Below are 14,849 nucleotides of genomic sequence, written 5' to 3'. Positions count from 1 at the left end.
GCCGGCCCCCACCTCCTCGGGGCCGGCTGCGGAGGTGTGCCGTGGTCAGTTTTCCGGGGTCTCGGCGAGGCGAAGCTCCGGTTCCGGGGCCGGGTCGACCTCGACCTCGATGCGGACGGACTCCTTGGGGGTGGTGTCCGTCGTGGGTTTGGCGCCGTTGGCGTTGCCGCCCGCCAGGAGTTGGCGGGCTATGCCCAACCCCGTGCCGCCCATGGTCAGGGCCTTGGCGAACAGGTCGCCCATGCCGTCGCCGCCGTTGAGCAGGACCATGTGGTCCACGTTGCCGAAGGCTTCGGCGCCGGCCCGGACGATCTCCGGCCAGTTCTCGGCGAGTTGCTGGGCGACGACCGCCTCCTGGTTCTCCGCCAGGGCCGCCGCCCGGGCGGCGATCGCGGCCGCCTCGGCGAGGCCCTTGGCCTTGGCCGCCTCGGCCTGGGCCTTGCCGGTCGCCAGGGTGGCCTCGGCCGCGGCCAGCCCGCGCACCTTGGTCGCCTCCGCGTCGGCGATCGCGGCCAGTTCGGTCTCCCGGGCGCTCGCCTCGGCCGCCGAGATCCGCGCGTCGCGCTCGGCCTGGGCCCGGGTCCGGGTCTCGTACGCCTGCGCGTCGGCCGGCTTGCGCACGTCCGCCTGGAGCTGCTGCTCGCGCCGCATGGCCTCCAACTCGGCCACCCGGGTCTCCTGGACCACCACCTCCTGCTTGGCGGCGGCATCCGCCAGCGGGCCCGCCTGGCGCGAGCGCGCGGTGGCCTCGTCCCGCTCGGCCTGGTAGCCGGCCTGCTGGATCTCGCTGTCCCGGGTGGCCTGGGCCATCCGCGCCTTGGCGTCCTGCTCGGCCTCGGTGGCCTTGCGGGTGGCCAGTGCCTCGGCGATCCGCGCGTCCCGGATCACCGCCGCGGTGTGCGGTGCGGCCATGTTCTTGATGTAGCCGGTCGGGTCCTCGATCTCCTGGATCTGCAGGCTGTCCACGATCAGCCCGAGCTTCTCCATGTCCGATCCGGACGCGGCGCGGACGTGCGCGGTCAGCTTCTCCCGGTCGCGGATCATGTCCTCGACGGTCAACCCGCCGACGATCGAGCGCAGATGACCGGCCAGCACCTTGCGGACCCGGGACTCCATCTGCTTCTGCTGGTCCAGGAAGCGGCGGGCCGCGTTGGCGATCGAGACGTAGTCGTCGCCGATCTTGAAGATCACCACGCTCTGCACCCGCAGCGGAATGCCCTGGGTCGTGACGCATTCGACCGAGAGTTCCGCCTCGTTCAGATCGAGCGAGAGCTTGCGTACCGCCTGCACGAACGGCAACACGAGCGTGCCGCGCCCGGTGACGATGCGAAATCCCATGCCCTCGCCCAGGCCCTCGGTGTGGTGCCGGGAGCCGGAGATGACGAGTGCCTCGTTGGGCTCGGCGACGCGCCACATGAGTTTGAAGACCACGATCAGGACCACGAGCAGACCGAGCACGGCGAGCACGGTGTAGAGCACGGAGCATTCCCCCTTTGGCCTGTTCCGGAGTGTCCTCGCCACCGGTGTGGACGCCAAGAGGGAGCTCCCCAGGGGTGGTTGCCCCCGCGCCGGGCCCGCATCCGGGCCCGCGCCGACCCGACCCACACCCGCCCGCGCGGCCCCGAACCCGCACGCGCGCCGACCCGCCCGTCCGTACCCGACGGCCGGCCCACGCCCGCCTTCACCCCCGCGCCGTCGCGGCCCGCCCCGCCCCCGCCGCCGCCCCGCTCGACCTCAGCCGAAAGCCGCCGCCACGTACACCGTGCGCGGCGGCAGGTACTCCACGATCACCACCAACGTCCCCACCGCATGCTCCTCGCCGGGCAATGCCGAGTACGCGAGGAACGCCTCCACCCCGCCGCGCACCTCGATCATGACCTCGCCCACCAGCCCGGGTCCGATTCCCCCGGTGACCTTCCCGCGTTTGCCGACCATGCCACCCATGCCGCCCATTGTGTGGCCCAGCCGGATCCGCCGGATCCCGCCGGCGTGATCCGGCCCTCCCGCCCCGAGTGGAGGGGAGAGCCGGCGCCGATCGTCGGTCAGCCGAGGAGGGTGGTGCCCTCGTCGGATGCCTCACGCAGGCGCGAGCGCATGAACGGCAGGATGCCCCGGTGCAGGATCGCCCGGCGCCATTCCTCGCGTGCCAGGTACACCTCGACCTCGCCGGTCGGCCGGGCCCGATTGCGCGCGGCCACCGCCAGCATCGCCAGTCCCCCGATGGCCGCCGCCCCGAGCGAGATGCCCACGGCCGCGAGCGAGGCGAGTTGCATCGTGTGCTGCATGGTCGAGTCGTCCATCGTGAGCGGCAACAACACGTAGCCCACGATCAGGAAGACGACCGCCGAGATACCGGCCACGATCACCGCCATCGCGGTGGCGAGCGCGAACCAGCCGAAGCTCTCGCCGGCCTCGATCATCGATGCGCCGAAGTCCTGACGGATCCCCGACTCGAAACGCTGCTCTGTACGTTCGTAGCGGTCGTACTCGTCGCGTGCCGCGTCCGCGATCGACGGGGTCGCGTCCAACGTGGCCGTCCGCAGCTGCTCGACGTTCAGGTTGGGTACCGCCGCAAGACCGGAGAGGGTCTCCTCCAGGTGCAGTGCGTCATCGACGAACTGCTCGTACTGACGGCGGTGCTCGTCACTTCCAAACCAGTGTTGCATCGGATCCCCCGAATGAGGCCGCGCGGGCGTTTCCCGCGTCCGCCGGGCCCGTCAGGGGACCCGTGCAAGCTGTCGGTGGATCAACGACCCGCAAAAGCACCTGACGGTGTCGAGGCGGATACCAATGATGATAAGGTGCTTCCCCGGCTTTTGGGCAGGGAGTTCCCTCCGCTGCGGCTACGACTGCGGCTCTCCGCCGAGGTCCCCCAGGTCGTACACACGACCCTGCGTCTCCTCCAACGCGCTCGGCAGCGCGCCCGGTTGGGCGCCGGCCAGCGGCAGGCGCGCGACCAGGCACGGGCCGCCCAGGTAGATCCCGCCGTCCAGGTTGACCACCTGTCCGTCCGCGTACACGCGCGGCTCGACGATCGTCGAGGGGTCCTCGCCCGTCTGGTACGGGATGGGGGTGTGACCGTGCACGATCCGTCGGCCGCCCAACTCGCTGAGCAGGTCGGCCGCCGCGTACGGGCCCACCTCGCCCATGAAGGCGCCGCGTCGGGTCAGGTTGCGGAACAGGTCCCACCACGCGAGCGGGTCCGGCTCGCGCAGTATGTCCGCGACCGCGCCGTCCACCTCCTCGATGGTGTCGCCGTATTCGAGGTAGGCGTTGCTGTCGGAGTGGATCAGCAGGTGCCCGTCGACCACGGCCGCGACCGGCTGTGCGGCCAGCCAGCCGGCCTGTTCGTCGGTGAAGCGGTCCAGGTCGGACTGCATGCCGCCGTTGCGCAGCCAGATCTCGCGGAAGGTGGTCGACCCACCGGCCACCGGCACCGGGTGGTCGCCGAAGCGGAACACACCCAGCAGCAGGATCTCGTGGTTGCCGAGCAACATCCGGGTGCTGCCGCCGGCCTCGGCCGACTCGCGGGCCAGCGCCATCGCCAGTTCGACCACGCCGATGCCGTCCGGACCGCGATCGGTGAAGTCACCCAGGAACCACAGCCGGGCCCGGCCGCCGCACCAGTGCGCGTCGGCGTCGATCAGATCCCGGGCGCGCAGGGCGGCCTTGAGCTCCTCCAGATGACCGTGGACGTCGCCGACCACGTACAGCGGGGCGTCCTGCTCCGCTGCGGCGCCCATCGGGGCCGGTGTAGCCGAGACGTTGCTCACCAGAAGGGTCCTTTCTTCACGATCCGCACCACCGTACGGCGGCGATGCCGACACCCGTTGTGAACCAAGACGCACAACAGCCGGGTTCGGCTGCGGCTCACCCGGTCCGATTCGGATGATTCCTGGACCGTATCTCTCGTGCGGGCACGGCGGAACGGACCACGCTCAATTGTGCTTGCCGCCGTGCCGGTCGCGCCCGGCGACCCCGACCGCGGCCGACCGGGCCGGGCGGGCGCACGCGGGTCAGCGTCGGGTGGAGGAGTCGCGCACCGACAACCGGGTGGGCACGGTGCGCTGGGCGGGCAGCAGCGACCCCGCCCCGGCGTCCTCGATCACGCCCACCAGCAGTTCCACCGCCCACGCGCCGGCCAGTGCCGGTTGCAGGCTCAGCGAGGTCACCGACGGGTCGGCCCCTTCGCCGCAGCAGGCCAGGAGCAGGTCGTCGGGCACCCGCAGATCGCGGGCACGGGCCGCGGCGAGCAATTCCGCCGCACAACCCTCGTGCAGTCCGAAGACCGCGTCCGGCGCCCGATCCAGCAGCCGGGTCGCGGCGGCCCGACCGGCGCCGGGGCAGCGCGCCTCGTACTCCTCGGTGATCGGCGCCACACCCCGGTCCGCGCACCAGGCGCGGTAGCCCGCGAGGCCCTTGCCCGCGCCCGGCCCGTCGGAGGCGGCGAGCAGTGCGATCCGGCCGGCGCCGGCCTCGGCGAGGTGGTCGAGCACGGAACGCACCGCGGCCACGTGGTCGTTGTCCACCCAGCCGTAGACCGGGGTCGAGCCGGGATGGCCGCCGCTGACCACCGGCACGCCCCGGCGCAGCAGCTCGTGCACGAGCGGATCGTCGTCCACCGGGTCGACCACGATCGTGCCGTCGAGCGCCACGTTGCCCCACACGTCGTGCGGCGAGGAGGCGGGCAACACCACCAGCGCGTAGCCCCGGTCCAGGGCGGTGGCGGTGGCCGAGCGGACCAGCTCGGCGAACCAGGCGAACTCGGTGAGGGCGAACGGCTCGGTCGAGCGCATGGTCGTGGTCAGCCCGAGCAGCCCGGACCGGCCGGTGCGCAGCGTGCGGGCCGCGGCCGAGGGGCGGTAGCCCAGCCGGTCGGCGACCTCACGCACGTGCAGCCGGGTCGTGTCGGGCAGCCGACCCTTGCCGTTGAGCGCGTCGGAGACGGTCGTGATCGACACCCCGGCGGCCGCTGCGACGTCCCGGATGCCCACCCGGATCCGCCGCCCCACACGCGGTACATCTGGCGCTGTCATCGTCCCGACAGTAGGCCGAATGCGCCGCCCTGGCCCGGTTCATGTCATTGCTTTACGAAGAAACGTATCCCCCCATACCTGCCCCTGAACGTTCGGCGAAGGTCGTGATCCGCCCGCCCGTCCACTCCCGGGCGGACGGACCATAGAGTTGAGACGACCGGGACGTGCGCCCAGGCACCCCGACCAGTATGCGAGGAGGACGGGCGTGACCCAGCACAACGCCCCAGGCACGGACGACAGCGGCATTCCGAGGTTCCGGGCGGTCCTGGCCGAGGTGCCCGTCTACAAGGCGGGCCGACCGCCGGTGGCGGCGGAGGGCGTACCGGCGTACAAGCTCTCCTCCAACGAGAACCCGTACCCGCCGCTGCCCAGCGTGCACAAGGTGGTGGCGGACGCCGTCGGCGAGATGAACCGCTACCCGGACCCGGCGAACACGGAGTTGGCGCAGACGCTCGCCGAGCGGTTCGGGGTGCCCGCGTCGCACATCGTGGCGGGCACCGGTTCGGTGACCGTCGCGCAGCAGCTGGTGAACGCGACGGCCGGCGAGGGCGACGAGGTCGTGTTCGCGTGGCGCTCGTTCGAGGCGTACCCGCTCCTGGTGCTGCTCGCGGGCGCGACGCCGGTGCAGATTCCGCTGCTCGCCGACGAGAGCCACGACCTGGACGCGATGGCCGCCGCGGTCACCGAGCGCACCCGGCTGATCTTCGTGTGCAACCCGAACAACCCGACCGGTGCGGTGATCCACCGTGCCGAGCTGGAACGTTTCCTGGACCGGGTGCCGCGCAACGTGCTGGTCGTGCTGGACGAGGCGTACCGCGAGTTCATCCGGGACGAGCAGGTTCCGGACGGCGTGGACATCTACCGCGACCGGCCCAACGTGGTGGTGCTGCGCACCTTCTCGAAGGCGTACGGTCTGGCCGGCCTGCGGGTGGGCTTCGCGATCGCGCACGAGCCGGTCGCGGACGAGCTGCGCAAGACCGGGATGCCGTTCTCGGTGAACCGGCTGGCCCAGGTGGCGGCGATCGCCTCGATCGGCGCCGAGGGCGAACTCCTGGAGCGCGTCGACGCGTTGGTCGCCGAGCGGGAGCGGGTGCTGGAGACGCTGATCGGCCAGGGCTGGACGGTCTTCGACTCTCAGGCCAACTTCGTCTGGTTGCGGCTGGGGGAGCGCACGAACGAGTTCGCCGCGCTGTGCGAGGCGGCCGGGGTCACCGTACGGCCGTTCGCGGGCGAGGGCTGCCGGATCACCATCGGCGAGACCGAGGCCAACACGATCTTCCTGGAGACCGCCGCGCGGTTCATGAACGCGTAGGCGGGCGCAGTCCGGCGGGCACGTGCGGTCGGTGGTCGGCGGGTGCGCCCGGACGGCCGCGGGGTCCGAGTCGCCCGTCGTCGTTTGGGTCCGTTCGGACCACTTCGAGCCCTCTCGGGTACCCCCTCAAGGGGTGTCCGGGAGGGCTCGCTAGTGTTTGTGAACGGATGCACAAGCCCGACTTTGTGAACCCATTCACAAAGTCGGCTCGGTGAAACCGAACATCCCTCCCGGTTCCTCCGGGTTTGCCCGGCGGAGTGTCGGGCGGGGTGCGCGGGGGCGCCGTGTGCATCGTGAACCAAACGTGCGCTCGCGTGCGAGACGCGTCCGGCGATCAGGAGGAATGAGGGGCCCATGGACCTCGCCGTCGAAACACTCGACGTAGCCCGGTGGCAGTTCGGCATCACGACCGTCTACCACTTCCTCTTCGTCCCGCTCACGATGGGTTTGTCCATCCTGGTCGCGTGTCTGCAGACCGCGTGGGTGCGCACCGGCAAGGAGCACTACCTCCGGGCCACCAAATTCTGGGGCAAGCTCTTCCTGATCAACTTCGCGCTCGGCCTGGTCACCGGCATCGTGCAGGAGTTCCAGTTCGGGATGAACTGGTCCGACTACTCGCGCTTCGTCGGCGACATCTTCGGCGCCCCGCTCGCCATCGAGGCCCTGGTCGCCTTCTTCCTGGAGTCGACGTTCCTGGGCCTGTGGATCTTCGGCTGGGAGCGGCTGCCGAAGAGGATCCACCTGGCCACGATCTGGGCCGCGGCGATCGGCACGATCCTGTCGGCCTACTTCATCCTGGCCGCGAACTCGTGGATGCAGCACCCGGTCGGATACCGGATCAACCCGGAGACCGGCCGCGCCGAGCTGACCGACTTCATGGCGGTGCTCACCAACAACACCGCGATCGCCGCCTTCCTGCACATCCTCCCGGCCGCCTTCCTGGTCGCCGGCGGGTTCCTGATCGGGATCAGCTGCTGGCACCTGCGCAAGCGCAACGAGGTCGCGGTGTTCCGCCCGTCGCTGCGGCTGGGCCTGTGGGTCTCGGTGCTGGCGGGTGTGGGCCTGGCGCTCACCGGTGACATGCAGGGCAAGCTGATGTACGAACAGCAGCCGATGAAGATGGCCTCGGCCGAGGCGCTGTGGGAGACCTCGAAGCCGGCGCCGTTCTCGATCTTCTCCTACGGCGACGTCAACAAGGGTCACAACAAGGTCGCCATCGAGGTCCCCGGCGCGTTGTCCTTCCTGGCCAAGAACGATCTCGACGCCGAGTTGCCCGGGATCAACGACCTCCAGGAACAGTCGGTGGTCAAGTTCGGTCCCGGCGACTACCGGCCCAACATCTTCGTCACCTACTGGTCGTTCCGGCTGATGATCGGCGTCGGCATGGTCACCGCGGGCATCGGCCTGGTCGGCCTGTGGCTGACCCGGCGCAAGCGCGAGCTGCCGACCAACCCGTGGGTGTACCGGATCGGCCTGTGGACCATCGCGTTCCCGTTCGCGGCCAACTCGTTCGGCTGGATCTTCACCGAGATGGGCCGCCAGCCGTGGCTGGTGTTCGGCGTGCTCAAGACCGAGGCCGGGGTGTCGCCGAGTGTGTCCACCGGCGAGGTGCTGACCTCGCTGATCGTGTTCACGCTGCTGTACGGCGCGCTCGCGGTGGTCGAACTGGGCCTGATCCGGCGCTACGTCAAGGCCGGGCCCGAGCCGATCAAGGTGCCCGTGAGCAAGGACCCCGACGATCCGTCGGACGAGGGCGAGGACGCCGACCGTCCGCTCGCCTTCGCGTACTGAGGGGAGAGTGACATGGGACTCAACGAATTCTGGTTCCTGCTGATCGCCGTCCTGTGGATCGGCTACTTCTTCCTCGAAGGCTTCGACTTCGGTGTCGGCATCCTGACCAGGGTGCTGGCCCGGAACGAGACCGAGCGCCGGGTGTTGATCAACACCATCGGCCCGGTGTGGGACGGCAACGAGGTCTGGCTGATCACCGCCGGCGGGGCCACCTTCGCCGCGTTCCCCGAGTGGTACGCCACCTTGTTCAGCGGCTTCTACCTGCCGCTGCTGCTGATCCTGGTCGCGCTGATCCTGCGCGGGGTCGCGTTCGAGTACCGGGCCAAGCGCGACGAGGACCGCTGGAAGCGCGGCTGGGAGCAGGCGATCTTCTGGGGCTCGCTGGTACCCGCCTTCATGTGGGGCGTCGCGTTCGCGAACATCACGCGGGGGGTGAAGATCGACGCGGACAAGGAGTACGTCGGCAACCTGCTCGACCTGCTCAACCCGTACGCGCTGCTCGGCGGCGTGGTCACCACGGTGCTCTTCACCTTCCACGGTGCGGTGTTCGTCGCGCTCAAGACCAACGGCGACATCCGGGTCCGGGCCAACGCGCTGGCCGGGAGGCTGGGCCTGGCCACCGCCGTGCTCGCGGCGGCGTTTTTGATCTGGACCCAGGCGCAACACGGCAACGGACGCACCCTGGTCGCGCTGATCGTCGCGGTGGTGGCCCTGGTGGCCGCGCTGGGGATGAACCGGATCGGCCGCGAGGGCTGGGCGTTCGCCCTGTCCGGCGTGACAGTGATCGCCGCGGTGGCGATGCTGTTCCTGTCGCTGTTCCCGAACGTGATGCCCTCCAGCCTGGACTCGGCGTGGAACCTGACCATCCACAACGCGTCCTCGACGCCGTACACGCTCAAGATCATGACCTGGGTCGCCGGCTTCATGACCCCGATCGTGCTGTGCTACCAGGCCTGGACGTACTGGGTGTTCCGCAAGCGGATCAGCACCAGGAGCATCCCGGCCAAGCCGGCCTTCGGTGCCGCCGCGGCCGACCTGGTCGGCAAGTAGCGGACCAGGTGCCGTACCCGGCGACGTTCACCCCGTCGCGGCGCCCGGCACCGGTCGCCGCGTAGGACCGCACCGACGACGTACCGACGAAAGAGCGGCTCGTGAAGCCTGTAGACCCGCGCCTGCTGACCCACGCCCGTGCCACCCGGGGCTTTCTGGCCCTGACCGTGGTGCTGGGCACGGCGGGCGCGGGTCTCGTGCTCGTCCAGGCGGGCCTGCTCGCCCGGGTGATCGTGGCGGCCTTCGAGGAGGGGGCCGCGGTCGACGACCTGTGGCCGGAGCTGGGCCTGCTCGCCGGCGTGATCGCCGCCCGCTCGGCGATCTCCTGGCTCACCGAGGTGATCGCGCACCGCACCTCGGCGGCGGTGAAGTCGCAACTGCGCTCGCGGCTGCTCGCACACGTGGTCCGGCTCGGCCCGGCCTGGTCGAACAACGAGCGCTCCGGTGAGCTGACCACGCTGGCCACCCGCGGCGTGGACGCGCTCGACGGCTACTTCGCCCGCTACCTGCCGCAGTTGATCCTGTCCGTCACCGTGCCGGTCGCGGTGCTCGCGCGCGTGGTGTTCGGCGACTGGATCTCGGCGGTGACGATCGTGGTCACCCTGCCGCTGATCCCGCTGTTCATGGCGCTGATCGGGATGGCCACGCAGAAGTACATGGACCGGCAGTGGACGGTGCTCAACCGGCTGGCCGGGCACTTCCTGGACGTGGTCGCCGGACTGCCCACCCTCAAGGTGTTCGGCCGGGCCAAGGCCCAGGCCGGGTCGATCCGCACGATCACCGACGACTACCGCCGGGCCACGCTCAAGACCTTGCGGATCGCGTTCCTGTCCTCGTTCGCGCTCGAACTGCTCGCCACCATCTCGGTCGCGCTGGTCGCGGTCGGCGTCGGCCTGCGCCTGGTCGACGGCGAGCTGAGCCTGGAGACCGCGCTCGTGGTGCTGATCCTGGCACCCGAGGCATATCTGCCGCTGCGTCAGGTCGGTGCCGAGTACCACGCCAGCGTCGAGGGGGTGAGCGCCGCGGAGCGGGTGTTCGCCGTCCTGGAGACCACCCCCGACGCGCCCGCCGGGACCGCGCCGGTGCCCGACCCGCGCTCGGCCGAGCTGGTGCTGACCGGCCTGACCGTGCGGCACGAGGGTCGGGCCGCCGCGGCGCCCGCCGAGCTGGATCTGACCGTACGACCGGGCGAGACGATCGCGCTGACCGGGCCCAGCGGGTGCGGCAAGTCCACCGTGCTCGCGGTATTGCTCGGCTTCACCCGGCCGACGGCGGGTCGCGTCACCGTCGGCGGCGTGGACCTGGCCGAGCTGGACCCCGACGCGTGGCGGGCCCGGATCGCGTGGGTCCCGCAGCGGCCCTACCTGTTCGCGGGCACGATCGGCGCCAACGTGCGCCTGGCCCGTCCGGACGCCGGCGACGCCGAGGTGCACGACGCGCTGGTCGCGGCCGGTGCGGCGGACTTCGTGGCGGCCTCGGGGGGCCTGGCCGCGCCGCTCGGCGAGGACGGCGCCGGCCTGTCCGCCGGACAGCGGCAACGCCTCGCGCTGGCCCGGGCGTTCCTGGCCGACCGGCCGATCCTGCTGCTGGACGAGCCGACCTCGAATTTGGACGGCGACGCCGAGGCGACCATCGTCGAGGCGGTCCGCCGGCTGGCGGTCGGGCGTACGGTCGTGCTGGTCGCACACCGGCCCGCGCTGCTGCCGTTGGCCGATCGGGTGGTGGCCGTGGGCGCGGGGGCGGCGGGGTCGGGCCCGGCGGGCGCACACCCGGCGGGCGCGGCCCAGGCGCCCGCACCGGAGGTCGAGGCGGCGCGGGCGGCGGACGACGTCCCGGCCGTGGAGCGGCCCTTCGAGCGGCCGGTGGAGCAACCCTTCGAGCGTGCCCTCGCGGACCCGCCGGTCCTCGCCGGGGCCGGGCCCGGACGCCGACTGCTCCAGCTGGCCCGGCCGTTGCGCGCCCGACTCGCGCTCGCGGTGTTGTGCGGGGCACTCGCGCTGGGCAGCTCGGTCGGCCTGATGGCCACCTCGGCGTGGCTGATCTCGCGTGCGTCCGAGCATCCGCCGGTACTCACCCTGATGGTCGCGGTCACCGGCGTGCGGGCCTTCGGCGTCTCCCGCGCGGTGTTCCGCTACGCCGAGCGGCTGATCGGGCACGACGCGGCGTTTCGGATCCTGGCCCGGTTGCGGGTGCGGGTGTACGAACGCCTGGAGCGGCTGGCGCCGGCCGGTCTGCCCGCCTTCCGACGCGGTGACCTGCTCTCCCGGCTGGTCGCCGACGTGGACGCGGTACAGGACTTCTTCCTGCGCGCGCTGCTGCCCGCGTGTGTGGCGGCCGTGGTCGGCGCGGGCGCGGTGCTCACCGTCGCACTGGTGCTGCCCGAGGCCGGCGCGGTGTTGCTGCTCGGTCTGCTCGCCGCAGGCGTGCTGGTGCCGTGGCTGGCCGGCCGGGTCGCCCGGCGGGCCGAACGCCGGGTCGCCGCGGTCCGCGGCGAACTCGCCGGTGCCGTGGTCGACCTGCTGCGCGGCACGCCCGAACTGATCGCGGCGGGCCGCGCGCCCGCCCGGCTGGCCGAGGTGGCCGAGGTGGACGCGCGGTTGCGCGCGACCGAGGCGGGGCAGGCCCGGGGCGCGGGTGTCGGGGCCGGGCTGGCCGCGCTGGTGTCCGGCGCGACGGTATGGGCATCCGCCCTGGTGGGCGTCGCGGCGGTGCACGCCGACCGGTTGAGCGGTGTGTTGCTCGCGCTGGTGGTGCTCACCCCGCTCGCCGCGTTCGAGGCCACCGTCGTGCTGCCCGCCGCCGGCCGGCACCTGGAGAGCTCGCGCCGGGCCGCGGCCCGGGTGTTCGAGGTGATCGACGCGCCCGAGCCGGTCCACGAGCCGGCCGCGCCGCGCGCCCTGCCCGCCGCACCGCGCCCGTTGCTGGTGCGCGACCTGCACGCGCGCTGGACCCCGGACGGCCCGCCCGCCCTCGCCGGCGTCGACCTCGAACTCACCCCGGGCAAGCGGCTCGCGGTGGTCGGCGCGAGCGGGTCGGGCAAGACCACGCTGGCCAACGTGCTGCTGCGCTTCCTGGACCCGGCGGCGGGCGCGGTGACCCTGGCCGGCGTACCGATCACCGACCTCGCCGGGGACGACGTGCGGCGCGTGATCGGGCTGTGTGCGCAGGACGCGCACGTCTTCGACAGCTCGCTGCGGGAGAACCTGCGCCTGGCCCGCCCGGGCTGCGACGAGGACGCGATGCGCGCGGCGCTGGCCCGGGCCCGGCTGCTGGACTGGGTGGACACGCTGCCCCAGGGGCTGGACACGATGGTCGGCGAACACGGCGCCCGGCTGTCCGGCGGCCAGCGGCAACGGCTCGCGCTGGCCCGCGCGCTGCTCGCCGACTTCGAGATCCTGCTGCTGGACGAGCCCGCCGAACACCTCGATCTGCCCACGGCCGACGCGCTGACGGCCGACCTGCTGGACGCGACCCGGGGACGGACCACCCTGCTGGTCACCCATCGGCTCACCGGGTTGCATGCGGTGGACGAGATCGTCGTGTTGGCCGAGGGGCGGGTGCTGCAACGCGGGACGTGGGGGCGGTTGAGTACCGAGCCCGGAGCGTTTCGGGCGCTGCTCGACCGGGAGTCCGCGGTGGGGGCGGTCGCGGCGGAGGCGTGAGGCGGGCGCGCGCGGATCGGCAACGGGTATGCCCGGACGCGGGTTCGGGTGCTCGGGTGCTTCGGGTTGTGCCGCTCGGGTGCGCGTAGGTGGGCTCGTTGCACGCGCGGCCGGATGCGCGTGCATCTGCGTGTGCGGACCGGTACTCGTGATTCGTGGGCGGGGTCCGCACGCGTGTCCGGGATGTTCTGTCGCTTTCATCAGTATTTGCCCACGTAGGCTGCATCCATGGTGAACGCGACCGGCAGCGGTGCCGACGGCGGCGACGAGCCCGACGGGACGGATCGGTCCGACCGCACGCCCGAAGCGGCCGTAACCGCCCGGGCCTCGCTCGGTCTGGAGGACCTGATGGCCGAGGTGGCCGAGCGGCTCGGCTCGGCGGCGGCGGTCGGGGATCGTCTCCAGGGCCTCCTCGAAGCGGTGATCGCGGTCGGCGCCGACCTGGACCTGCACACCACGCTGCGCCGGATCGTCGAGGCCGCCGCCGACCTGGTGGACGCGCGCTACGCCGCGCTCGGGGTGATCGGCACCGAGCACAACCTGTCCGACTTCATCACCGTCGGCATCGCCGAGGAGGACCGCGAGCGGATCGGCGAACTTCCGCACGGGCGGGGGATTCTGGGGCTGCTGATCGACCACCCCGAGCCGCTGCGGCTGGACGATCTGAGCCGGCACCCCGCGTCCTACGGCTTCCCGCCGAACCACCCCGCGATGCACTCGTTCCTGGGTGTGCCGATCCGGGTGCGCGACGAGGTGTTCGGCAATCTGTACCTGACCGAGAAGCGCGGCAGGCCGGACTTCAGCGTCGAGGACAAGCAGGTGGTCCGGGCGCTCGCGGCGGCGGCCGGGGTAGCCATCGAGAACGCCCGCCTGTTCGAGAGCGCGGCCCGCCGGGAGAAATGGATCATGGGCTCGGCGGACGTCACCACGGCGCTGCTGACCACGCAGGACCCGGACGAGGCACTCGCCGTGGTGGCCGAGCACGCCCGCAGCCTGGCCGAGGCGGACTTCGCCGCGATGTACCTGCCCCAGCCGGACGGCTCCTACCTGGTCGAGGTCACCTCCGGCGAGGACCTCGCGGGGCTCGGCGGCACGGTGGTCGCGCAGGGCAGCCCGATCGCGGAGGCGATCAACACCGGTCGCAGCATCTTCATCGCGGACATGAGCACCGATCCGAACGTGATGCTGGACCAGTCCCGCTGCTTCGGGCCGGGCCTGTTCGTGCCGCTGATCGCCAACGGCCGGATCCTGGGCGCGCTCGAGTTGGACAAGCGCATCGGCGCGGTCCCGTTCAACCGGACCGAGCGCTCGATGGCCCAGGCGTTCGGCGGTCAGGCGGCGATCGCACTGATGCTGGCGAGCGCACAGCGCGACCGGGAACGGCTGGCCGTGTTCGAGGACCGCGACCGGATCGCCCGGGACCTGCACGACCTGGTCATCCAGCGGCTGTTCGCGACCGGGATGATGCTCCAGGGCGCGGCCCGGTTGGCGCGGGTGCCGGCCGCGACCGTCCGGATCAACCAGGCCGTGGACGAACTCGACGCGACGATCCGCGAGGTGCGCAGCACCATTTTCGCGTTGCAGAATTCGCCGCGCGAGGAGCCGGTCGGGGTCCGCGGCCGGGTGCTGCGCGAGGTAAGCGTGTCGGCCGCCACGCTCGGCTTCGAGCCGACGGTCACCTTCGCGGGTCCGGTCGACTCGACCGTGCCGGACGAGATCGCCGAGCAACTCCTCGCCGCACTGCGCGAGGCCCTCTCCAACGTCTCGCGCCATGCGCACGCGTCCCGGGTCGAGGTGAACCTGGCGGTGGCCGGCGGCACGGTCGACCTGACGGTCACCGACGACGGCGTGGGCATCCCGCCCGGCGGTCGACGCAGCGGCCTGGCCAACCTGGCCGGTCGCGCGACGGAGCTGGGCGGCCGGGCGGAGTTCGGACCCGGTCCGCAGGGCCGCGGGGCCGCGGTGACCTGGTCGGTACCGCTCTGATCGGAAGTTCGT

Annotated in this window: 10 protein-coding genes; 5 read left to right on the top strand and 5 right to left on the bottom strand. The window is 71.9% G+C overall.

Features of this window, described 5'->3' with window-relative positions:
- Positions 1-45: 45 nt before the first annotated feature.
- The 5 genes from ACFZBU_RS32125 to ACFZBU_RS32105 form a co-directional block, all read right to left on the bottom strand.
- Complete coding sequence (locus tag ACFZBU_RS32125) at positions 46-1,416, bottom strand: flotillin family protein (protein WP_391587404.1); 1,371 nt, start codon at positions 1,414-1,416, stop codon at positions 46-48.
- A 318-nt stretch (positions 1,417-1,734) separates the two neighbouring features.
- Entirely contained in the window at positions 1,735-1,944 is a 210-nt protein-coding gene (locus ACFZBU_RS32120) for a hypothetical protein (RefSeq protein WP_391587211.1), read from the bottom strand.
- A gap of 98 nt (positions 1,945-2,042) precedes the next feature.
- Positions 2,043-2,666 carry a hypothetical protein gene (locus ACFZBU_RS32115; protein WP_391587210.1) on the bottom strand — a complete coding sequence of 208 codons (624 nt, stop codon included), beginning with the start codon at positions 2,664-2,666 and terminating at the stop codon, positions 2,043-2,045.
- 177 nt (positions 2,667-2,843) lie between these two features.
- Positions 2,844-3,773: a metallophosphoesterase family protein gene (locus tag ACFZBU_RS32110; protein ID WP_391587209.1), complete on the bottom strand. Its 930-nt coding sequence runs from the start codon at positions 3,771-3,773 to the stop codon at positions 2,844-2,846.
- 243 nt (positions 3,774-4,016) lie between these two features.
- Positions 4,017-5,036 (bottom strand): LacI family DNA-binding transcriptional regulator, encoded by a 1,020-nt coding sequence (locus ACFZBU_RS32105; protein WP_391587208.1) that lies wholly within the window; start codon positions 5,034-5,036, stop codon positions 4,017-4,019.
- A 244-nt stretch (positions 5,037-5,280) separates the two neighbouring features.
- On the opposite strand from ACFZBU_RS32105, the gene hisC reads away from it, so the two are divergent.
- The 5 genes from hisC to ACFZBU_RS32080 all read left to right on the top strand — a co-directional run bounded on the left by hisC (position 5,281) and on the right by ACFZBU_RS32080 (position 14,837).
- Complete coding sequence (gene hisC / locus ACFZBU_RS32100) at positions 5,281-6,348, top strand: histidinol-phosphate transaminase (protein ID WP_391587403.1); 1,068 nt, start codon at positions 5,281-5,283, stop codon at positions 6,346-6,348.
- A gap of 354 nt (positions 6,349-6,702) precedes the next feature.
- Positions 6,703-8,139, top strand: coding sequence for a cytochrome ubiquinol oxidase subunit I (locus ACFZBU_RS32095; protein WP_391587207.1), 1,437 nt, complete (start codon positions 6,703-6,705; stop codon positions 8,137-8,139).
- A 12-nt stretch (positions 8,140-8,151) separates the two neighbouring features.
- Positions 8,152-9,189: a cytochrome d ubiquinol oxidase subunit II gene (gene cydB / locus ACFZBU_RS32090; RefSeq protein ID WP_391587206.1), complete on the top strand. Its 1,038-nt coding sequence runs from the start codon at positions 8,152-8,154 to the stop codon at positions 9,187-9,189.
- A 101-nt stretch (positions 9,190-9,290) separates the two neighbouring features.
- Positions 9,291-12,851: a thiol reductant ABC exporter subunit CydD gene (gene cydD / locus ACFZBU_RS32085; RefSeq protein ID WP_391587205.1), complete on the top strand. Its 3,561-nt coding sequence runs from the start codon at positions 9,291-9,293 to the stop codon at positions 12,849-12,851.
- Between the two features lie 228 nt (positions 12,852-13,079).
- Positions 13,080-14,837, top strand: coding sequence for a GAF domain-containing protein (locus ACFZBU_RS32080; RefSeq protein WP_391587204.1), 1,758 nt, complete (start codon positions 13,080-13,082; stop codon positions 14,835-14,837).
- The last annotated feature ends 12 nt before the right edge of the window (positions 14,838-14,849 follow it).

The sequence above is a fragment of the Embleya sp. NPDC008237 genome (assembly GCF_042956465.1).
Lineage (GTDB): Bacteria > Actinomycetota > Actinomycetes > Streptomycetales > Streptomycetaceae > Embleya.
The sequence above is the reverse complement of the archived record's forward strand: the minus strand, read 5'-3'. Positions and strand labels throughout refer to the sequence as shown.